Source organism: Ottowia sp. (assembly GCF_047601385.1).
Classification (GTDB): Bacteria; Pseudomonadota; Gammaproteobacteria; order Burkholderiales; family Burkholderiaceae_C; genus Ottowia.
The window spans coordinates 1,797,614-1,817,716 of the sequence record NZ_JASGJP010000001.1 but is presented as its reverse complement, the minus strand read 5'-3'; the positions used below and the strand labels follow the sequence as shown (position 1 = coordinate 1,817,716).

At 67.9% G+C, this 20,103-nt stretch carries 22 protein-coding genes and 9 tRNA genes; 1 reads left to right on the top strand and 30 read right to left on the bottom strand.

Annotation, left to right across the window (positions count from 1 at the left end; genetic code table 11):
- Positions 1-95: 95 nt before the first annotated feature.
- The 13 genes from QM772_RS08850 to QM772_RS08790 all read right to left on the bottom strand — a co-directional run bounded on the left by QM772_RS08850 (position 96) and on the right by QM772_RS08790 (position 3,892).
- Positions 96-167: transfer RNA gene (locus QM772_RS08850), tRNA-Met, on the bottom strand.
- A 194-nt stretch (positions 168-361) separates the two neighbouring features.
- Positions 362-925, bottom strand: coding sequence for an HNH endonuclease (locus QM772_RS08845; protein ID WP_415135567.1), 564 nt, complete (start codon positions 923-925; stop codon positions 362-364).
- A gap of 57 nt (positions 926-982) precedes the next feature.
- The gene (locus QM772_RS08840) at positions 983-2,185 is read right to left on the bottom strand and encodes an RtcB family protein (RefSeq protein WP_415135565.1); all 1,203 of its coding nucleotides are present in this window, start codon (positions 2,183-2,185) and stop codon (positions 983-985) included.
- Between the two features lie 33 nt (positions 2,186-2,218).
- Positions 2,219-2,294 (bottom strand) — tRNA-Arg (locus tag QM772_RS08835).
- A gap of 4 nt (positions 2,295-2,298) precedes the next feature.
- A tRNA-Leu gene (locus QM772_RS08830) sits at positions 2,299-2,383 on the bottom strand.
- Positions 2,384-2,393: 10 nt separating this feature from the next.
- A tRNA-His gene (locus QM772_RS08825) sits at positions 2,394-2,467 on the bottom strand.
- An 8-nt stretch (positions 2,468-2,475) separates the two neighbouring features.
- A tRNA-Ile gene (locus tag QM772_RS08820) sits at positions 2,476-2,550 on the bottom strand.
- A gap of 31 nt (positions 2,551-2,581) precedes the next feature.
- Positions 2,582-2,773 carry a short-chain dehydrogenase gene (locus QM772_RS08815; protein WP_415135563.1) on the bottom strand — a complete coding sequence of 64 codons (192 nt, stop codon included), beginning with the start codon at positions 2,771-2,773 and terminating at the stop codon, positions 2,582-2,584.
- Positions 2,774-2,853: 80 nt separating this feature from the next.
- Positions 2,854-2,998, bottom strand: a tRNA-Arg gene (locus QM772_RS08810).
- Positions 2,999-3,018: 20 nt separating this feature from the next.
- Positions 3,019-3,094: transfer RNA gene (locus QM772_RS08805), tRNA-Trp, on the bottom strand.
- Positions 3,095-3,107: 13 nt separating this feature from the next.
- Positions 3,108-3,185, bottom strand: a tRNA-Pro gene (locus tag QM772_RS08800).
- Positions 3,186-3,194: 9 nt separating this feature from the next.
- Positions 3,195-3,271, bottom strand: a tRNA-Leu gene (locus QM772_RS08795).
- A 429-nt stretch (positions 3,272-3,700) separates the two neighbouring features.
- Positions 3,701-3,892 (bottom strand): hypothetical protein, encoded by a 192-nt coding sequence (locus QM772_RS08790; RefSeq protein WP_415135561.1) that lies wholly within the window; start codon positions 3,890-3,892, stop codon positions 3,701-3,703.
- 133 nt (positions 3,893-4,025) lie between these two features.
- Between QM772_RS08790 and QM772_RS08785 the strand changes: the two genes are divergently transcribed.
- Positions 4,026-4,403, top strand: a complete 378-nt coding sequence (locus QM772_RS08785; RefSeq protein WP_415135559.1) for a hypothetical protein — start codon at positions 4,026-4,028, stop codon at positions 4,401-4,403.
- A 43-nt stretch (positions 4,404-4,446) separates the two neighbouring features.
- Here the strand turns inward: QM772_RS08785 and QM772_RS08780 are convergent, their stop codons facing one another.
- From QM772_RS08780 to QM772_RS08700, 17 genes are all read right to left on the bottom strand, one after another.
- A complete protein-coding gene (locus QM772_RS08780) occupies positions 4,447-4,698 on the bottom strand; it encodes a DUF2274 domain-containing protein (protein WP_415135557.1) in 252 nt (83 codons plus the stop codon).
- On the bottom strand, positions 4,695-5,246 hold the full coding sequence (locus QM772_RS08775) for an XF1762 family protein (RefSeq protein WP_415135555.1): 552 nt from the start codon (positions 5,244-5,246) through the stop codon (positions 4,695-4,697). The genes QM772_RS08780 and QM772_RS08775 overlap by 4 nt, the downstream gene beginning before the upstream one ends.
- Positions 5,243-6,499 (bottom strand): TrbI/VirB10 family protein, encoded by a 1,257-nt coding sequence (locus QM772_RS08770; protein WP_415135553.1) that lies wholly within the window; start codon positions 6,497-6,499, stop codon positions 5,243-5,245. The genes QM772_RS08775 and QM772_RS08770 overlap by 4 nt, the downstream gene beginning before the upstream one ends.
- Positions 6,496-7,527: a P-type conjugative transfer protein TrbG gene (gene trbG, locus QM772_RS08765; protein WP_415135551.1), complete on the bottom strand. Its 1,032-nt coding sequence runs from the start codon at positions 7,525-7,527 to the stop codon at positions 6,496-6,498. Before trbG ends, QM772_RS08770 begins: the two co-directional genes overlap by 4 nt.
- A complete protein-coding gene (gene trbF, locus QM772_RS08760; protein WP_415135549.1) occupies positions 7,524-8,231 on the bottom strand; it encodes a conjugal transfer protein TrbF in 708 nt (235 codons plus the stop codon). The genes trbG and trbF overlap by 4 nt, the downstream gene beginning before the upstream one ends.
- Before the next feature lie 12 nt (positions 8,232-8,243).
- Positions 8,244-9,608 (bottom strand): P-type conjugative transfer protein TrbL, encoded by a 1,365-nt coding sequence (gene trbL, locus QM772_RS08755; RefSeq protein WP_415135547.1) that lies wholly within the window; start codon positions 9,606-9,608, stop codon positions 8,244-8,246.
- A gap of 4 nt (positions 9,609-9,612) precedes the next feature.
- Positions 9,613-9,906 carry an EexN family lipoprotein gene (locus QM772_RS08750; protein WP_415135545.1) on the bottom strand — a complete coding sequence of 98 codons (294 nt, stop codon included), beginning with the start codon at positions 9,904-9,906 and terminating at the stop codon, positions 9,613-9,615.
- Between the two features lie 13 nt (positions 9,907-9,919).
- Complete coding sequence (gene trbJ, locus QM772_RS08745) at positions 9,920-10,699, bottom strand: P-type conjugative transfer protein TrbJ (protein ID WP_415135543.1); 780 nt, start codon at positions 10,697-10,699, stop codon at positions 9,920-9,922.
- A complete protein-coding gene (gene trbE / locus QM772_RS08740; RefSeq protein ID WP_415135541.1) occupies positions 10,696-13,140 on the bottom strand; it encodes a conjugal transfer protein TrbE in 2,445 nt (814 codons plus the stop codon). Before trbE ends, trbJ begins: the two co-directional genes overlap by 4 nt.
- A gap of 19 nt (positions 13,141-13,159) precedes the next feature.
- Entirely contained in the window at positions 13,160-13,441 is a 282-nt protein-coding gene (locus tag QM772_RS08735) for a VirB3 family type IV secretion system protein (RefSeq protein ID WP_415135539.1), read from the bottom strand.
- A complete protein-coding gene (locus QM772_RS08730) occupies positions 13,438-13,809 on the bottom strand; it encodes a TrbC/VirB2 family protein (RefSeq protein WP_415135537.1) in 372 nt (123 codons plus the stop codon). Before QM772_RS08730 ends, QM772_RS08735 begins: the two co-directional genes overlap by 4 nt.
- Positions 13,806-14,771 carry a P-type conjugative transfer ATPase TrbB gene (gene trbB / locus QM772_RS08725; RefSeq protein WP_415139527.1) on the bottom strand — a complete coding sequence of 322 codons (966 nt, stop codon included), beginning with the start codon at positions 14,769-14,771 and terminating at the stop codon, positions 13,806-13,808. The genes QM772_RS08730 and trbB overlap by 4 nt, the downstream gene beginning before the upstream one ends.
- A 59-nt stretch (positions 14,772-14,830) precedes the next feature.
- Positions 14,831-15,325 (bottom strand): ribbon-helix-helix protein, CopG family, encoded by a 495-nt coding sequence (locus QM772_RS08720; RefSeq protein ID WP_415135535.1) that lies wholly within the window; start codon positions 15,323-15,325, stop codon positions 14,831-14,833.
- Positions 15,322-17,355 carry a conjugal transfer protein TraG gene (locus tag QM772_RS08715; RefSeq protein WP_415135533.1) on the bottom strand — a complete coding sequence of 678 codons (2,034 nt, stop codon included), beginning with the start codon at positions 17,353-17,355 and terminating at the stop codon, positions 15,322-15,324. Before QM772_RS08715 ends, QM772_RS08720 begins: the two co-directional genes overlap by 4 nt.
- Before the next feature lie 128 nt (positions 17,356-17,483).
- Entirely contained in the window at positions 17,484-17,636 is a 153-nt protein-coding gene (locus QM772_RS08710; protein ID WP_415135531.1) for a hypothetical protein, read from the bottom strand.
- Positions 17,633-18,502 carry a LysR family transcriptional regulator gene (locus QM772_RS08705; RefSeq protein WP_415135529.1) on the bottom strand — a complete coding sequence of 290 codons (870 nt, stop codon included), beginning with the start codon at positions 18,500-18,502 and terminating at the stop codon, positions 17,633-17,635. The genes QM772_RS08710 and QM772_RS08705 overlap by 4 nt, the downstream gene beginning before the upstream one ends.
- A 262-nt stretch (positions 18,503-18,764) precedes the next feature.
- Positions 18,765-19,856: an ABC transporter substrate-binding protein gene (locus tag QM772_RS08700; protein ID WP_415135527.1), complete on the bottom strand. Its 1,092-nt coding sequence runs from the start codon at positions 19,854-19,856 to the stop codon at positions 18,765-18,767.
- Positions 19,857-20,103 lie beyond the last annotated feature (247 nt).

The following is a 20,103-nucleotide window of genomic DNA, read 5'->3' as shown; positions in this document are numbered from 1 at the left end:
GGCACCGGCACGGGACCGGGCCGCTGACACCGGTGACACGCCGCTTGCGCGGCATGCCTCCCGATGCGTTCGGCGGATGGTCTTTCGACCGTTCTTGGCTTGGAGCAGGAGTCGAACCTGCGACAGACGAGTGATGGGCTCGTTGCTCTACCCTCTGAGCTATCCAATGGGAGCGATGCCGGGACTCGAACCCGGTGACACACCATGTCATCGCGCTTCCCTCGCTTCCCGCAATGGCGGCACATTCGACGCCGACGGCCGCGAGGCCGGGCATCGCACGCCGGCGGGGCTTGGGAACCCCTGCCTGTGAGCGCATTGCCTTTCACGAAAGAACTGTTGTGCGGCGCACCGGGCACCAGGCTCAGTGCAGCCGCGAATGCCTGGGCAGCCGTGCGGCCAACCACTCATGCACGTCGGCGCGGATACGGCGGCCTTCCAGCAGGAAGGCCTCGTACCGGCTCGGCACGTAGGGCAGGTACAGCAGCGGCATGCCCGCCTCCTCGGGTGTGCGGTTCACCTTGCGCGCATTGCACGCGGCGCACGCCGTGACGAGGTTCATCCACGCGTAGGCGCCGCCGCGCGAGGCGGGCACGATGTGCTCGGCCTGCAGATCGCGCACGTCGTGGATTTCGCCGCAGTACGCGCAGGTATGGCGGTCGCGCCGCAGCAGCTTGTGCTTGGTGACGCCGACCGGCACCTCGAACAGGTTGACGCGCGAATGTCCGCGCACGGCGATGATCGGGTGCACCTCGATCCGCGACTGGCGACCCGTGACCGCGTTCCAGCCGCCGCGCAGCACGGCGAGCGGGCCTTCGCCCTCGGCCCAGGCCACCGAATCGGTGGCGTAGTGCAGCGCGGCCTGCTCCAGCGGGATCCAGGCCTGCGGTGTTCCCTGGATGTCCAGTTGCAGGACAGTGGAATGCATCGGTATCTCCTTTGAATGGGGCCGGTGCCGCGCGGGGCTGCCGGCGCATCCGCCGGATCAGCCCTTCACGCAGAGCACCTGCTTGAGGGTGTGGACGACCTCGACCAGATCGGCCTGCGCGGCCATCACGGTGTCGATGTCCTTGTAGGCGCCGGGGATCTCGTCCAGCACGCCTTCGTCCTTGCGGCACTCGACGCCGCGGGTCTGCGCCGCGAGCGCCTCGAGGTCGAACATCCGCTTGGCCGCACCGCGCGACATGCGCCGTCCCGCGCCATGGCTGCACGAGCAGTACGCCAGCGGGTTGCCGCGGCCGCGCACGATGTAGCTACGCGTGCCCATGGAGCCCGGGATGATCCCGAGCTGGCCCTCGCGCGCGCTCACCGCACCCTTGCGGGTGATCCACACCTTGGCGCCGAAGTGCTCCTCGACCGTGGCGTAGTTGTGGTGGCAGTTCACGACCTGGGCGGTGAGCTTCACAGGGTGCCGCAGCGCTGCACGCAGCGCATTGAGCACGCGGAACAGCATCAGCTCGCGGTTCAGCGCCGCATAGTCCTGCGCCCACTGCAGGGCTTCGACGTACTGGCCGAACTCGGCCGTGCCTTCGTTCAGCCAGGCGAGGTCCTTGTCGGGCAGCGCCACGCCGGCGCGATGCGCCGCCTCGCGCGCCATGCCGATGGCGGCCTCGCCGATGGTCTTGCCGATGTTGCGCGAGCCCGAGTGCAGCATGATCCAGACGGTGCCGCCCTCGTCGAGGCACAACTCGATGAAGTGGTTGCCGCCGCCCAGCGTGCCGAGCTGGCGCCAGATGCGGCGCGCATCCACGCGGCGCAGCGCCGTAAGGATCGCGAGCTTCTCGAAACGCGCGAACAGCGCCTGCATCTTCGCGCGCAGATCGCGGCCATGCGGGCCTTCGTGCGTCGGGTTGATTTCCGCGTCATGTATGTCGAAGCCGACCGGCACGGCCGCCTCGATCGCCGCGCGCACAGCGGCCAGGCTCTCGGGCAACTGCGCCGCCTGCAGTTCGGTGCGCAGCGCGGCCATGCCGCAGCCGATGTCGACACCGACCGCCGCCGGGATGATCGCGCCGCGTGTGGGCAAAACGGTGCCCACGGTGGCGCCCTTGCCCAGGTGCACGTCCGGCATTACCGCCACGTGGCCGGCGAGGATCGGCAGGCCCGCGATGTTGCGGATCTGCTGCAGGGCGTCCCACTCGACCTCGACGCCTTCGGTCCAGGCCTGGACGTTCTTCATGAGTTCCATGATGGTCTCCCTTGAGAGTTGGTATGAATGCGATGGCGCGCCCGGGAGACGTCGAATCTCCGGCCTCTGCCTTCGGAGGGCAGCGCTCTGTCCGCTGAGCTACGGGCGCGTGGTGGTCTCTCCAGTCCGACTCGAACGGACATGCCCGAGGGCTCCAGGGTTTGAAGCTGGCGCGTCTGCCGATTCCGCCATGGAGAGAAAGAGAAAGTGGGGTGCGCGAACGGGATCGAACCGTTGCCGGCGGGACCACAACCCGCAGCTCTGCCATTGAGCTACGCGCACCACGAAACTGGTAGCCCCTGACGGTTTCGAAACGTCGACCTGCCGGTTATCGACCGGCTGCTCTGCCTCTGAGCTAAGGGGCTGGATGGGCTCTCGGGAAATGCGTGTCCGGTGTTACCACTCACCGATTTCCCGCACGCGCTGGTCGGGGTCCATGCGCGCCAGGCGTTCGCGCGTGCGCGTCTCCTCGGCACACCGGCGGCCGGGCAGGGATCCCAGGCGCTGCATCACGGCCAGGACCACCGGGTTGCGCGGCCGGACTGGAGGCACGGTGATCGTGCGGATCGGGTCGATGTGATGGCGCATGGGGGCTCCTTTGGTGAGTGATGGGGATGGAGGTGATTTCGTGAGATTGGTGACCCGTGGTGATTCAGGTTGCAGGCAAGTGGTCCCACGTGCACGACTCGCGCTGCCCGCAGCAGCGGGCAGGACGTCGCGCAGCGACGGGCCGAAGGCCGAGCGCTGCAGCGCGAGCAAGGTGCAACCCCCTGCTTCGTAGGCAGGTGCTCTGGTCCATTGAGCTAACGCGGGAGAATGAAAAAAGAAAGGAGTGGCGCGCGTGGAAGGAGTCGAACTTTCAACCGCTGGTTTTGGAGACCAGTGCTCTGCCAATTGAGCTACACGTGCAAGGGAAAAGGATTGGTCTGAATGGCAGGATTTGAACCTGCAGCCTCCTGCTTCCAAGGCAGGCCGTCTACCTGATTGACATTACACCCAGAGAAAAAACTGGTGCCCCAGGGGAGAGTCGAACTCCCAGAATTCCGCTTCTAAGGCGGACACGTATGCCGGTTCCGTCACCGGGGCTTGGAAGGATCCATTTCGGTTGTGCCCTCACGCGATGAACAAGGCGCCAGGCGCGCTGCTCCGTCGACATCGCTGCACAGGAGTGGTCCACGTTCCTGCACATTCCGCCAGACCGTCCACGCGGCTGATCTCCGGCGGTGTGGTGAAGACACACCCGAAATGGAGCGGACACCGGGCCGAGGCCCAGGGTCCGCGTCATGCGGGGACAGTGCGCCGGTCCAGTGTCCGGCCACGCCCCGCGGCAAGTTGTTAATGAACATCCCCGGATCAAACCGGATGCCATGCGGCGCGATCACCGCAAGGGCAGGCCATGGCGATGCATGGCACTGCGAGGGTGGCGAGCGGCATGCCGCCCAGGTTGAAAAACAAAAAAGGCCCGGAACCTTGCGGTGTCCGGGCCTCTGTGAAGAGAGCTTGGGAGGTGCGCGCCTACGCGCTTCCTCCACCCGGTAGCACCTGATCCTCGTATGCGCCAGCCCACAAGCCTGCTTGCAGGGCATGCGCGGGGTTCAGGTGCTGATGGCACATCGGCAGGTTTCCGAGGACACCAAAGAACGCGACGCGCACGAACGCCCGGCCCGATGCGGGTCGAATGCTGGTGAGGGTCAGTGCGGTTTTCACGATGGTTCCTGGTGGTGTCGGTGCGTTTGAAATCTGTGCGGCCAAAACCGCGAGTGGGATGTAATGTAAATAGTCTTTACTCCTGCGTCAACAGGGCCGACAATCTTTTTTGTCCCGTTGTTGTTTTTGAACAGTGCCCCAGACCACCGTCACACGCCGCCGCAATGCGCTCCTGCTCCACCGGCGCTTCCTGGAAGAAGCCATCGCGGCGGGCTTGCCCGCCAAGGGGCTGGACCAGGCCTTCGCGAAGAAGCTCGAGATATCGCCGAGCATGTGGAGCCAGATCAAGAGCGCACGGCCGATTGGCGACACGTTGGCCCGGCAGATCGAACGGCACTGCGGCGTCGATGCAGGCTGGCTTGACAGGGAAGCCTTGGCAGCGGATGCGCCCGACCCGGCGGAGGAGCGCTTCATCGCCGCCGCGCGGCAGGCCTGGCGGCAGGCCAATGCCAAGGGCAAGCGGGAGTTGAGCCGGTGGCTGCGAGAAGCGCAGGTGTCCAAGGGCGCATAAAACGTACCTTCAGACGTCCATCAAACGGTCTGCGCTCCACGATTCACGGGACCGTACCAACTCGTGCCGCTATGGCCGGCTTCGCCCGTAGCGCCCTGAACCCCCGATCCCGCGCCATAAATGCCTGCAGCATGTGTGGAATCAGCACCGCTGAATCAACCGTCTCCCCATAGAGCTGCGCATGCAGCGCGGCATAACGATCGAGTTCGGTTTTGAGGCTGGCCGGGCACGTGAAGGTCAGCTTCACGCTGGTGTTCGAAGGCAGCGGCCCCAATCGCAGCTTGCTCTTGCTCATCGCGGCGTTCCCTGTTGAACCAACCGCGCTGCCGGGCGCCCTGGCTTCAAGTCATCCCACAAGCCGCTGTCACGGCCCGGAAAAATCCACCGGCATTTCGGACCCGGCTGAACAGCGGCTGCGCGTGGCCGGCTAGGGCGCGACCATTCGCCCCCATCCGTCAGGCCATCGAAGTGAAACCCCGCCGCCCGCAGACTGGTGCCGGGCTCGCTGGGCAGCGTGTAGGTCACGAAGCGCAAATACCCCATGCACTGGCCGGCGCGGCGCAATGCGCCGTAGAGCCGGGAACAGGCATTGACCGCCACCGGCGCGGCCGAGGCCACGCGGGTCAGTTCCGCCGTCCGGCCATCCTGCAGCATCCGGCACGGCCGGCCGGCCACACCGACCGCCACCAGCCGCCCATGGACTTCCAACGCGACGCGGTACAGGTCGCCGACTGGCGCTGGCAGGTGGCGATGCGTGACCGTGACCCAATCTTTCGCCGCCCGCTGGCTGATGGGTGCAAACCGGATACCGCGGCCGCAGTCCGGAACCTGGGCCTTGGTCATCTCGAGGCGCCGCGGTTGAAGAACAACGGCTGGTACGGCCGCAACACCAGATCGCGGTTGACGATGACCCGCACCGGCAGCCCGGGGCGCTCGGTCAGCGTGGGCTGGATGTTCATGTTCCGCCGCGTCATCTCCTGCCCGATCTGGTTCACGCTGTCCTGCACGCTGTCCCGCCCGGCGATGACCACGCGGTTGCCGTCCTGGCGGTTCTCTGGTGCGGCCAGCTCGGCGCCGATGCCCAGCAGCGTGGTCAACGCCGCACCCGCGAAGATGCGGTCCCAGTGCCAGTCCACGCCATCCTCCAGGCCCGCATAGCCGGCCGGGTCGGTGCCCACCAGGTTGTCCATCTTGAACGAGGAGGTGTCCGGCAGGATCACCCGGTTCCACACCACCTGCACCCGACTCTGGCCGTAGCTGACCTGGCTGTTGTACTTGCCCAGGATGCGCGAGCCCTGCGGGATCAGCAGGTACTTGCCGGTGGCCGTGTCGTAGACCGGCTCCGTCACCGTGGCGATCACGTCGCCCGGCAGGTCGGACTTGATGCCCGTGACCAGCGCCGCGGGGATCACCGTGCCGGCCATCACCTGGTAGGGCGAAGCCGGCAGCTGCAGAGTGCCGGAATTGCGGGTCTGTGCGGACCCGGCATTCAGGAATGCTTCCTTCTGCTCCTGGCGGTTCTGCACGGCCGTCGGATCGGCGGGCTGCGCAGCGGCTGGCGCCAGCGCGCCTGCCAACGCATCGAATGGCTGCGCGCTGCGTCCCTCGCCCGCTGGTGCCTGCGCCGGCGTCGCGCCGGCCGGAGTGCCGCCAGTCGCACGGAAGAACACGCCCGAGCGCGCTGCTTCCTCGGCCGCCAGGCGCGCCGCGTGCGCGGCATCGGCGCCCTGCGCGCGCGCCTCCACCGGCTGCTGCGACCTGACAATGGCCGGCCCCAGGTCGCCTGGCAGCGGCTCCCCCAGCTGCGGCACCGCGGGCGGCAGCGCCGGCCGGGCCACCCCGGCGTAGTCTTTCGGCAGCCGGTCCAGGCTCTCGGCCTTGGCGATGCGGTCGACGTTGTACAGCTCGGCCGCCGGATTGCGCTCGCGCCGGTGCGGCTGCAGCGACCACAGCGTTGCACCCAGCACCACGGTCGCCAGCGTGCCGGCGATCACGGCCAGCATGCGGCGGTTGAGCCGGACCACCGGGCGCGGCGAAGCGCGCAACGCCATCGCCTCGGGATCGGCTTTGGGCTGAACGGCAGCGGCCTCGCTCATGATCCGCTGCTCCCCGCGCTGCCACCCGAAGCGCGCGGCACGCCATCGGTGCGCTCGATGCGCACCACTTCTCCCTTGACGCCCTTGCCGCCGCCCAGGCGCAGTTCGGCCGCGCCGAACAGCCTGTCCACGATGTAGTACGGCGCGCGGAAGCGGTAGTTCACGAGCTGGCCGTCGCCCTGCGGCCCGATCACGAACAGCGGCGGCAGCTCGCCCTGCGCGATGCCGCCCGGGAATTGGATGTAGACCTTCTGCCCGTCGTCGAAGGCGCGCAGCGGCTTCCAGGGCGGGCTGTCGCCGCTGATCGCGTAGCGGAAGCGAAGGTTCTCCAGCGACAGCCCTGAATCCACCGGCGCCGCGGCGTGCGCCTCGCGCGCCTGCTTCTGCAGCGCCACCATGCGGTCCCGCGGGTAGTCCCAGGACACCGAGGCCATCCAGGCCTGCGGCGTCGAGGACAGCTCGATCAGGTAGGTGCGCCGGTTGGTCGTGATGACCATGTTGGTCTTCAGGCCCGTGCGCGTGGGCTTGACCATCACGTTGACGCGCTGCGACGGCCCGGTGCCGCTGGCGGTGTCGCCCACGATCCAGCGCACTGTGTCGCCGGCCGAGACCGTCACCAGCTCCTCCCCCTCCTGAAGCGCGATGACGGTGACGCGGCCCGGGCTCGTGTAGACCTGGTACAGCGCACCGTCGGTGAAAGGCCAGACCTGGATCGCGTTGACATAGCCTTCGCGCGAGGGCGCGATGCGCGCCTCGTCGTTGGCCTTGGACACGCGCAGCTTCTCGTCGGCGGACTCGGGCGCCGGCGGCAGCGTCTCGGTGGTCGGTAGCGCCTTCATCTGCGCCGGCAGCGGCAAGGGCTTTGGCACCTCGACCACTTCGATAGGCGTGGGCGGATCGGGCAGGCGCTGCGCCTGCACGGGTTCGTCCAGCGTGATGGCCGGCGGCGGCGTGCCCTGCGACGCGCAGCCGGACAGGCCCGCAATGCACAGTGCCGGCAAAACGTAAAGGCGGAATGGTCGATTCATGGCTTCTTCGCTCCTTCGGTCGCATCGAGTTCACGGCTCCACGACAGACCGTTGACGTAGATGCCCAGGGGGTTTTTGCGCAATTTCTCTTCGCTGCGCGGCGGCTGCAGCACGATGGACAGCACGGCGGTCCAGCGCTCGGTGCCGGCCGGCGCGCCGTTCACGAATGCGCGCTCGACCCAGCGCACCTGGAACGAGGAGTCGCTGGCCCGCACGACGCTGGTCACCTCCACGGCCACCGAGTTCTGCCCGATGCGCGAGAACGGGTCGTTGGTGCGCGCGTAGTCGTTGAGCGTGGCCGCGCCCCGGTCCGTGGTGTAGTCGTAGGCTTCGAGCCAGTTGCGCCGCACGACGATGGGGTCGATGGAGAGCGATCGCACGTCGGTGATGAAACGCGCGAGCTGGTGCGCGATCTGCGCGTCCTGGGGCCGGTACGGCGTGGCGGCCTCGCCGACGGCGCGCACCTGCCCGGCCTGGTCCACCTCGACGACATAGGGCGTGACGATGGACTGCGCCGAGCGCCAGACAAGCCCGCCGGCCATCAGCAGCGCGAGGGTGAGGCATCCGAAGGCCATGAAGCGCCAGTTCCTGGCCTGCACGCGGGCCGAACCGATGCGCTCGTCCCACGCCTGCGCGGCAGCCTGGTAGGGCGTAACGGGCGCCGGCGTGTCCGAGTAGCGCACCTGGGGTCGTTTGAATCGCATGAAGGGTTCTCCTTAGCTGTCATCGCGCAGGCTGGGGCTGGCACCGCTGCCGCCGCTGTCGCCCGAGCGCAGCGTGTGGGCGGCGACGGTCGCGCCGTGCGCGAGGCGCTGGTGTCGCTGAAGCCGCTGCGCCCAGGCGGGCGGCGCGCTGGGAGTGGCTGCCGTGTCTGTGGATGCCGTTGCGGCAGCAGCCGGCGGCGCGGCGGCCACGGCGACGAAGTTCGCCACGCGGTCGCGCATGGCCTTGGCGCCCGACGCAACGCGGTCGCCGACAGCGCCGGCGCCGCTGCGCGCGACATTGGCCAGGCCCGCGCCGGCGGCGCGCATGCCGCTGCCACCCGAGGCCGCGGCACCGGCCGCGTAGGCTGAGCGCGCGCCGCTGGCGAGCGAGCCTGCAGAACGGCCTGCAGCCGCCGCGCCGCCGATCACGCTGCGCGCGGCGCCGGGCGCCAAGCGCGCCCCGGCTGCGACCGCCGCGCCGGCGCCGGCAACCGCGGCGCCACCGGCGACAGCCAATCCTGCGCCGCCAACCACGGTCCCGGCCGCCGCGCCCGCGCTAAGCTGCGGCGCGCCAGCCACCAGACCGGTCGCGATGCCGGGACCGAAGATGCCGAGCCCGAACAGCGCGATCGAGGCCAGCATGATCGTCAGCGCATGGTCGATGCTCGGCTCGGTGCCGGTCGGCGCGGTGAACTCGCCGAACAGCCCGGTGCCGATGCCCACGATCACGGCCAGCACCAGCACCTTGATGCCCGAGGACACCACGTTGCCCAGCACCCGCTCGGCAAGGAACGATGTCTTGTTCCACAGCGCGAACGGCACGAGAACGAAGCCGGCCAGGGTCGTCAGCTTGAACTCGATCAGGGTGACGAACAATTGCACCGCGAGCACGAAGAAACTCACGACGACCACCAGCCAGGCCAGCCCCAGCACCACGATCAGGTCCAGGTTGGCGAACACCTCGGGGAAGCCCGCCAGGTCGCCGATCTGCGCCATGATCGGCCGCGCGGCGTCGATGCCGACCTGCGCGAGCCGGCCCGGCTGCAGCAGCTGCGCCTGCGTCAGCGCCGAGCCGGAAGCGGTCAGCCCCAGGCCCGCGAACGACCGGAAGATGATGCCGGCGAGCGTGTTGAAGTTGCCGATGATGTAGGCGAAGGCCCCCACGTAGAGCACCTTCTTGATGAGCTTGGCGATCACCTCGTCGCCGCCACCGCCGCTCGCGTTGCTCATGGCCCAGAACAGGCCGGCGAGCGTCATGTCGATCAGCACCAGCGTGGCCGTCAGGAACGCGACCTCGCCGCCCAGCAGGCCGAAGCCCGAGTCGATGTAGCGCGAGAAAACGTCGAGGAAGCGGTCGATGACGCCAACGTCGCCCACGGCATCAGTCCTTCGCTGCAGACGGCGCCGACTCGGCCGCCGGCGGTGCAGGCGGCTTCACCGGATCGCTCGCATAGGGCGATTGGCCGCCAGCCATGAAGCGTCGGCGCGAGGCTTCCGCCACCGCGTTGCACTGCGCATCGCCAACCTTGGCGTGATCGGCCTTGCAGGCCTCGCGCAGCGCCTTCAGCCGCTCGGGGTTGGCCACCAGCGATTCGACGCTCTCGATGGGCGGCGGCCTCTTCTCGCAGGCGGCCAGCGCCAGCGCACACAGGATCAGACAATGGACGCGTCGCATGACCTGCCCTCCTTCAGTTGCCGTAGAAGTTGACGGCCGCCGGCGTGTACGGCGTGCCGTCGCCCTGGAAGCGCCGGCGCACCTCGCGCGCGCGCTCGTGCACCGCGACCTGGCGTGCCTGCTCCAGCGCCGCGGCGCGGTCCTGGGTAATCTGGAGCTGCTGCGCCTGGATCGCCTGGCGCGACTGGAGCGCGAGCAACTGGTTGGTGGCCTGCATCGCCTGCAGCGCGCCCGTGGCCGACTGGCTGCGATTCACCAGGTCGGTTAGTGCGCGCTCGTCGGCCGCAAAGTTCTGCACGGCCTGCGACTGCACCTTGGTGGCGGTGCGCAGCGCCTCGAGCGAGTTGCGCCAGCGCGTGCGCGCGTCGAGCCCCATCTGCGTACCCGAGATCGCAGCGGTGTACGACTCCGGGTACAGGCGCAGGAAATCCGTCTCCATCTGCGAGACGGTGAAGGCCATCCCCTGTGCCTGCTGGATGAGCTGGTTGGTCGCGTCCAGCGTCGCACGCAGGTCGGCCAGCACGCTGAACGGAAGGCTGGTCAGGTTGCGCGCCTGGTTCATCAGCATCTGCGCCTCGTTCTGGAGCTGGCGGATCTGGTTGTTGATCTGCTCCAGCATGCGCGCGGCGGTCAACACGTTCTCCGCATAGTTCGAGGGGTCGAACACGATGTCGCCGATGCCGAACAGCGCATGGGCAGGCTGGGTGACGCCGAGTGCAAGCGCGCCAGCAACCGCCAGCGCAAGGACGCGGCCCTTGAAGGGGCGGGGTTTGAACGAAGCGATGGGGGTCATGGCGAGACTCCTTCGGGTGGTGGTGGATCAATGAGGTCGGCAGCCCAATGCAGGCTGCAGTGGCGCAGCCAGTGGGCCGCGAAGTCCGGGGCACCGTGTGCCGCGAGCACGGCGTCGATGTCGCGCTGGTGCGCGGGGGTCGAGGCGCCGGCGAAGGCGAGCGCCACCGGGCCCAGGTCCAGGTCGAACACGCGGTTGCCCAGCCGCGACTGGTAGTAGTAGTCCTGCTTGGATTGCGCCTGCGCGACGATGCCGATCTGCCGCGCGTTCAGACCGAAGCTCTCGTAGATCTTGCGGATCTGCGGCTCCGTGGCTTGCGGGTTGGGGAGAAAGACCCGGCTCGCGCAGCTCTCCACGATGGCGGGCGCGATGGCCGAGCCCTCGATGTCGGCCAGGCTCTGCGTGGCGAAGACGACGCTGACGTTCTTCTTGCGCAAGGTCTTGAGCCACTGGCGGATGCGCGCCGCGAACACCGGGTCGTCGAGGAACAGCCAGGCCTCGTCGAGGATCAGCAGCGTGGGCGCACCGTCCAGCCGCTCCTCGAAGCGCGCGAACAGATAACGCAGCACGGCCAGCGCCGCGGCTTTGCTGGCCATCAGCTCCTCCATCTCGAAGCCCTGCACGTCCGCGCTGCCCAGCCAGTCGTGGTCGGCGTCCAGCAGCCGGCCGTGCGCGCCGCCCAGCACGTAGGGCGCGAGCGCCTGGCGCAGCGCGTTGGATTGCAGCAGCACCGACAGGCCCGTGAGCGTGCGCTGCTCCACCGGGGCGCTGGCCAGGCTGCCGAGCGCCGACCAGACGGCCTCGCGCTCGTCCGGGCCAACCGCCACGCCCTCCTGGATCAGCCGCCCCTCGATCCACTCGGCCGCCCACGTGCGGTAGCCCTCACGGTCGATGCGCGCCAGCGGCTGGAAGGCAATGGCGCTCTCCCCGTTCTCGTCACCGTCCGCGCGGCCCAGGTCGTAGTGCTCGCCGCCCAGCCCCAGGACGGTCGCGCGGATCGAGCGTCCCCAGTCGAATGCGAAGATGCGCGAGCCCGCGTAGCGGCGGAACTGCAGCGCCATCGTCGCCAGCAGCACCGACTTGCCCATGCCGATCGGGCCGACCACCAGCGTGTTGCCCACGTCGCCGATGTGTGTGACGAACCGGAACGGCGTCGCGCCATCCGTGCGCGTCACGATCAGCGGCGGGCCGTCGAGGTGCGCATTGCGCTCCTGCCCGGCCCACACGGCGGACACCGGCATCATGTGCGCGAGCCCCAGCGTGGAGACGATGGGCTGGCGCACGTTGGCGTAGGCGTTCCCGGGAATCGACGACAGCCACGCTTCCACGGCATTCAGCGTCTCGGGGATGGTCACGAAGCCCCGGCCCTGGATCACCCGCTCGGCCTGCCGCAGCTTCTCGTCGGCCGCGCCCGCAGCAGCGTCCATCACGACCACCGTGGCGGTGAGGTAGCCGAAGGCCACCTGGTCGCTGCCCAATGCCTGCAGCGCGGCGTCGGCATCCGCCGCCTTGTTGCTCGCGTCCGTGTCGACCAGCACGCTCTCCTGCTGGAAGATGGTCTCGCGCAGCAGCGCCACGATGTTCTTGCGCTTCGCGAACCACTGCCGCCGCAGGCGCGTCAGTTCCTTCTCCGCCTCGGCCTTGTCCATGCACAGGAAGCGCGTGGACCAGCGGTAGGCGAAGCCCAGCCGGTTCAGGTCGTCGAGGATGCCCGGCCAGGTCGAAGTCGGGAAGCCGCGCACCGTCAGCACCCGCAGGTGCTGGTCGCCCAGCATGGGCGCGAGGCCGCCGACCAGCGGGGCGTCGGCCAGCAGTGCATCGAGGTGCATGGGCACCTCGGGCACCGCCAAGGGATGACGGCGGGTGGACACCGTGCCGTGCAGGTAGGCGAGCGTCTGCGCATCGTCCAGCCGGGCGATCTCGGGCATCACGCCATCCAGCAGGTCGAGCACCCGGTCGGTCTCCGCCACGAAGGCCGTCAGACGTTCGTGCCAGTCCACGCCTTCGCTGGGCCGGTTCTCGTACAGCAGGCCCGCCGCACGGGCGCGGGACTCTTCCGGCGGCAGGTACTGCAAAGTCAGGTGGTAGCGGCTCTCGAAGTGGCTGGCCGACTCCTCGAAGGCAGCACGCCGCTCTTCCTCCACCAGCCACGACAGCGGCTCGGGAAACTCCGAGCGCGGATAGTCCGCCGCAGGCAGGCGCTCGGCCTCGACGAAAAGCGCCCAGCCCGAGCCGAGCCGGCGCAGCGCGTTGTTCAGGCGCGCGGTGACGGAGACCAGCTCGCCCTGCGTCGCACTGTCCAGGTCCGGGCCGCGGAAGCGCGCCGTGCGCTGGAACGAGCCGTCCTTGTTCAGCACCACGCCGGGCGCGACCAGCCCGGCCCAGGGTAGCCAGTCGGCCAGCAGCGCGGGGCGCTGGCGGTATTCGGCGAGGTTCAGCATCGCATCGTCCTCGCATCCGCTACACGTCGAGCAGTGCGCGCTGCTTGATGTGGCGCGCGAAGACCTGCATGAACTGCGGGTCCGCGCGCGCACCCCAGACCGCGAGCAAATGGCCGACCAGCCACAGCACCAGCCCGGGAATCCAGAGCTGCAGCCCGAGGCCGACGGCTGCGGCCAGCGTGCCGTTGGCAATCGCCACGGTGCGCGGAGCGCCGCCGAGCAGGATGGGCTCGGTCAGCGAGCGGTGAAGAGGAACTTCGAAGCCCTGCACCGCGAAGCCCGGTACGTCCTGCGCATTCATGCCAGCACCGCCCCGCCCGAGAACGAGAAGAACGACAGGAAGAAGCTCGATGCAGCGAACGCGATCGACAGGCCGAAGACGATCTGCACCAGCTTGCGGAACCCGCCCGAGGTATCGCCGAAAGCGAGCGTCAGGCCCGTCGCGATGATGATGATGACCGCCACGATGCGCGCCACCGGCCCCTGGATGGATTCGAGAATAGATTCCAGCGGCGCCTCCCAGGGCATGCTGGAGCCAGCGGCGTGTGCCGGCAGCGCGACCACGAGCAGCAGCGACGCTAGGCCCAGCCCCTGCAGAACCAGGCGCATGCGCGCGGCCCGCACCGATTGGTGCGCAAGCGGATTTACGGAAAAGAACGAAGTCGTCATGGCGTTTCTCCTGGAACGGAAGGGGATGAAGGAAGGGATGGCAGCGGCGTGGCCGCCAGCTCGTGGTCGAGCCGGTAGCTGTTCCCGTCGAGGCCGGTGACGCGCGCGATGGCCTCGACGCGCCGCGTGCGGCCGCGCCCGGCGATGAAGACGATGACGTTGACGGTCTCGGCGATCAGCGCGCGCGGCACGTTCATCGACACCTCCTGCACGAGCTGTTCGAGCCGCGTCAGCGCACCGACGGGCGAGCCCGCATGCACGGTGGCGATGCCGCCCGGGTGCCCCGTGCCCCAGGCCTTGAGCAGGTCCAGCGCCTCGGGGCCGCGCACCTCGCCGACGACGATGCGGTCCGGCCGCAGGCGCAGCGTGGAGCGCACCAGTTCCGTCATGCTGACGACGCCGGGCCGCGTGCGCAGCGGCACGTGGTCGTGTGCCGTGCACTGCAGTTCCACCGTGTCTTCGAGCACGATCACGCGGTCGCCGGTGGCGGCCACCTCATCGAGCAGCGCGTTGGCGAGCGTGGTCTTGCCGGTGCTGGTGCCGCCGGCGATCAGGATGTTCTGGCGATTACGCACGGCCGTGCGCAGGAACGCAGCCTGGTCGGCCGTCAGGATGCCGTCGACCACGTAGTCCTCCAGGCGGATCAGCGCGACGGCGCGTTTGCGCAGCGCGAAGACCGGACCCGGTGTCACGGGCGGCAGCGCGCCTTCGAAGCGCTCGCCGGTCTCGGGCAATTCAGCGGTCACTAACGGCTTGCCCGCATGCACTTCGGCGCGTACGTGCGCGGCGATCAGGCGGATGATGCGTTCGCCGTCCGCGGGCGACAGAGTGACGCCCATCGGCGCGCGGCCGGTGCCCAGCCGGTCCAGCCACAGCGAGCCATCGGGATTGAGCAGCACTTCGACCACGTCGGGGTCGGCCAGGGCCTGCGCGATCTCCGGCCCCATCGCCGTGCGCAGCATCCGGATGCGACGGTCCAGCGCCAGCGAGGCCGGGGCCGCGGGCTTGGGCAGCGGCTCGGTCACGGCGCAGCCTCCGGTTTGCTGCCGGCCGGAGTCGCCGGCCGATGGTCTCCCGTGGAAGCATCGAGCCCGAAGAACTGGCCGTCCTCCGGTTGGATCTCCTCGTACACGTCCTTGACCAGGCTGCGCCCGCGCAGCAGGTGGCGGCCGAGCTGTTCGATGAACTGCTCGAAGCGCGCCCGCCCCTGCGCGCGCGCCGCCTCCTGGTGCGCCTCGGGCACCGGCGTGCTGACGGTCAGGAAGTAGCGCACGTACAGCGCCACGGTCTCGATCAAGATGTTCTGGTCGCGTTCGAGCTTATCTAGCTGGCGCGAGAGGCGGTCCAGGCGCTTGGCGATGGCGGCCTCGCGCTGGTCGCCGCTGTCGGGCGACAGGAACGACGACAGCGCGGCAGCGATGATCGAGGACTTGGACAGGCCCTTCATCGCGGCCAGCTCGTCGAGCCGGCGCGCGTGGTCCCGCTCGAGGAAGATGTTCAGGCGGGCGCGGCTCATAGCGCAATCCCGTCGTCAGGGTCGAGCGCGGCCAGGCGCGCGGCGCGCTGCAGGCGCGGATCGAGCTGCGTCGGCAGGGGCAGCGGCACGTCGTCGTCATCGAGCAGGCCCAGGTCGTCGGTGGCGGGTTCGGGCTGCGGCACGTAGCTCACCTCGCCCAGCTCGGGCTGCTGCTGCCGGCCGCCGTCATCCACGGCGCCGACCTGGCCGGCAAGCGCCATGTCGAGGATGGGCGCGGCCAACGGCGCAAGCCCGCTCCAGTCGTCCTCCCGCGCTGGCGGAGCATCCGCATAGCGCCTACCCGCGGTGAGCACCGGGGCCTTCTTCACGCGCTGCGTGAAGTTGCGGTCGAGGTAGTAGCGGATCTTGAGGGCACGGATCGGCGGATGACCGGAGACCATCACCACGGCATCGTCGGGCGGCAGTTGCATCACTTCGCCGGGCGTGAGCAGCGGGCGCGCCGTCTCCTGGCGCGAAACCATCAGATGGCCCAGCCACGGGGCGAGCCGGTGTCCGGCATAGTTGCGCTGCGCGCGCAGCTCGGTGGCGGTGCCCAGCGCGTCGGAAATGCGCTTGGCCGTGCGTTCGTCGTTGCTCGCGTAGGCAATGCGCACGTGGCAGTTGTCCAGGATCGAATGGTTCTGGCCGTAGGCCTTGTCGATCTGGTTGAGCGACTGGGCGATCAGGAAGGCGCGCAGGCCGTAGCCCGCCATGAAGGCCAAGGCCGACTCGAAGAAGTCCAGGCGTCCGAGCGCGGGGAACTCGTCGAGCATCAGCAGCAGCTTGTGGCGGCGCGCGATGCCGTCGGAGCCGTCGAGCGATTCAGTCAGGCGCCGGCCGATCTGGTTGAGGATCAGGCGGATCAGCGGCTTGGTGCGGCTGATGTCCGAGGGCGGCACGACCAGGTACAGCGACACCGGGTGCTCGGCCGAGATCAGGTCCGCGATGCGCCAGTCGCAGCGCGAGGTCACCTGGGCCACCGTGGGGTCACGGTAGAGGCCCAGGAAGGACATGGCCGTGGACAGCACGCCAGAGCGTTCGTTGTCACTCTTGTTGAGGACTTCGCGCGCGGCCGAGGCGACGACCGGATGCGGCACGTCGCCAAGGTGCCTCGTCGTCATCATCCGGTGCAGCGTCACCTCGAAGGGGCACGCCGGGTCCGACAGGAAGTTGGCGACGCCGCGCAGGGTCTTGTCCTCGCCGGCGTACAGCACATGCAGGATGGCGCCCACCAGCAGCGCGTGCGAGGTCTTCTCCCAGTGATTGCGCCGCTCCAGCGCGCCTTCGGGATCGACCAGGATGTCCGCGATGTTTTGCACGTCGCGCACCTCGTGCGTACCGAGGCGGACTTCGAGCAGCGGGTTGTAGGCGGCCGACCTCGGATCGGTGGGGTTGAACAGCAGGCAGTGCGAATAGCGCGCGCGCCAGCCAGCCGTGAGCGTCCAGTTCTCGCCCTTGATGTCGTGGATCACGGCTGAGCCTGGCCAGGACAGCAGCGTGGGGACCACGAGGCCCACCCCTTTGCCGGAGCGCGTGGGCGCGAAAGCCATCACGTGCTCGGGGCCAGCGTGCCGCAGGTAGCGCTCATCCTTGCGGCCGAGGAAGACGCCGGCGGGCTCCTGCAGGCCTGCCTTGCGGATGTCGTCGTCCTCGGCCCAGCGCGCGGAGCCGTAGGTGGTGACGCGGCGCGCCACGCGCGAGCGCCACACCGCCATGCCGATCGCGACGCCCGTGGCGAGCAGGCCGCTGGCCGCTGCGATGGCGCCGCCGCGCAGGAAGATGCCGGACGCATAGGCGTCGTACCAGTACCACCACTCGAACAGTTTCCAGGGCACGTAGACCGGCAGGCCTGCCAAATTGACCCATGCAGGACCCAGTTGTTCCTGATATCCAAGCGCATGGGCGGTCCACTGGGTGGCGCACCACACCCCGCCCAGGGTCACGCCGAGGACGGCCGCGATCTGGCCGAGCAGGATGCCCGTCTGGACATGCGAGGTGCCGCCCTCGCCGGTTCCCGATCCGAATGCCACGTCCGACTCCTTTCAGCGCATGCGCGCCATGCGTTGCGCCCAAATGAGCGCATCGCCTGAGTCTGGAATCGAAGTGCCGTGCGGTACACCCATGTGGGCGTAGCTCGGCGAAGGCTGGCGGGTACGTCTCAGGAAAACGCAGTAGGCTTGCTGGACTCCAGGAAACTGAGGGCGTAGTGACCCCAGCTTTTCAGATCAGGAGCATCCTTGCCCAGGCGCCCGGCGTCCAAGACCGATGAGGCGAAGGACGGCGCCGGATCGCCGCCGCCGGTAACTTTCATGACAAAGTGCTGACGTGGGCAAGGAACCGCTGCAGTGGTTCGGCGATTCCGAAACGCTGGTGCTTGTGCAGCACGAACGTGGTGACGTGCTCTTCCTCGGCCAGCGGCAGTGCAAGCACGTCGTCGCGCTGCACCGACCATGTGTGCCCGGCGTCGGCCAGGCCCACGCCGACGCCCGCAGCAATGCGTGTCACGTAGCCCGACAGCGTGCTGGCAGCACCCGCGGGCGTTACCTGCTCGGTGTACTTCCGGACGATGGCTCGCATCTGTGCGAGAAGACCAGGTAGACGCTCCTCGTTGCAGGACAACAGCGGAAAGGCTAGCAGTTCGGACAGCGGTATCGTGGAGTGCTTGGCAAGCTCGTGGTCGCGCGGCACCAGCGCCATGACTCGGTAGCGCCATGCGGGCGTCTGGGCAATGGCTTCGTCATCCGGGATGCCGAAGGAGAAGCCCACATCGACGTCCTCGCTCCTGAGCGCGCTGGCCAACTCATAGGCCCGCATCTCCGCGATCTCAAGGGGAACCTCCGGTGCCACCAGGCGCCAGCGGTTCAGGCATTTGGACAACTTCGGCTGCGCGATACCATCCGCCACGCCGATGCTCAGCGGCGCCTGGTACAGGGTATGAGTGTGGCGCACCGTCAGCTTGACTCGCTCCAACCGGATCAGGAGCTTGCGGCATTCCGTCAGCAGCTTCAGCCCGGCCGGAGTGAGCTGGAGCGCACGTGGCAGACGAACGAACAACGGAACACCCAGTTCCTCTTCAAGATCCCGGATAGCCCGCGACAACGGGCTCTGATCCATGTGAATACGCTCGCCGGCGCGCCGGAAGTTCAGTTCCTCGGCGACGGCAATAAAGTAGCGCAAATGCCGTAACTCCATCACCAGCGCCCCGCTATCGGACTGATGACGTCACTGCGTCGGGCATGTTGACTAGCCAGCTTTGGCAGCTCCAACCTCCACCAGCACGCTCTCGCTTTTCTGCGGCAACCACGGAAAGCAACCAGTCGAGGTGCCCATAACCTTTGTCGCACTTGATGCGGCCTAAGAATTTCTCGGCAACGAGTTGAAGCTCGCGTGCAATAAGACAGCAGCTTAGCCACGTCAATACTTGTCAACGGGAGGCGCCCTACTGACGGATCTTTCCCGCGCTGGTAACGATCGAAAGCTCCACGAACTTCGAACCGGTGCGCTGGCCAGGCCGGAAGTTCAGCGCGTACCCAGCCAGGTTCAAGTTGTTGACCGATTCAATGGATATGGGCATGGCCTCACGAGACGGCCGTGGCCCTTGGCGGCGCACAGCCTCGACTATGACCTTGGCCGTGATATAGCCCTCGATCATGGCGTAGCTCACCGGCACCTCTAAGCTATTTGACTTTGCAACAAGATCTGTGAACTCCTTCGTCAACGGACTAGACACCTTGTACGGACTCGGTGTGACCTGCGCGATGGCCACTCCCTGCATCTGCTCTTCGGCCAATCGCTTGGCCAACTGCTCGACGTCGGCGCCGGAGTGCGCGAACAATTGAGCTGCGCCGCCGGCCCCTCTGTATTGCTCAATAAATACCGCAGCCGCTGCGCCGGAAGAAACCAGGATGATCGCCTGCGGTGCCGATTTCAGAAATACTCCTATCGAAGTTGCCACGCTCGCTGTCCCGGCCGGATAGCTCGCGCGTGAAACAACGGCGACGCGCGCGCGCTTTGCGGCCTCGTCGGCAGCGGCGATCAGTGCGTGGGCGCTTGGCCCCTCCTCATAGAAGAGGCCGAGCCTCGTGACTCCAATGGTGGCCAAGTGCTCGGCGATCTTATTGACCTCGTCGCTAAGGCTCGCACGGACGTTGTAAAGCCATGGCGTCTCCGGCCGGATCTCGGCGATGCGATAGCCGATCAGTGCGATTCGCTCCCGTTCGAGAATGCCCGAGCCCACCAGCTCACTAACATTGCGTCCACCGAAGTAGCCAGCCAAAATCAGCGGCTTGTGCTCGGCCACTATCTGCTTGGTGGCGCTCACCGTGTCCGCCGGACGTCCGCCGTCGTCCCTACGAACAAGCTTGAATGAGTGACCATTGACGCCGCCAGCCTTGTTCACAGAGTCGAAGATCAGTTGCATGCCGGTGGAGTACGCGCGACCTTGACTGGCCTCCATCCCGGACAGCGGGGCGACCTGCCCCACCACCACCTCAGATGCCTGCAGGTAGTCGGCTCCAAGAGCTGCGGCCATGACAATCATGCTTCGCACTACCCGTCTCAGTGACCCTCCGCCCGCTACGAATGGAGTCGGAATGATCGATTTCATGCGAGTACCTTTCGGACGATAGCTGCTTATCGATTTGCGGGGGACGACACTGCAGTGAAGTGCAACGCGTCTCCAGTAAAGGAACAAAAAATGCCCCGAGCCGGAATCGCTCGGGGCCAAAGTCCGGCTTGGAGAACTCGCAAAGTACGGCCGGAATGCTTCACAACTCTGG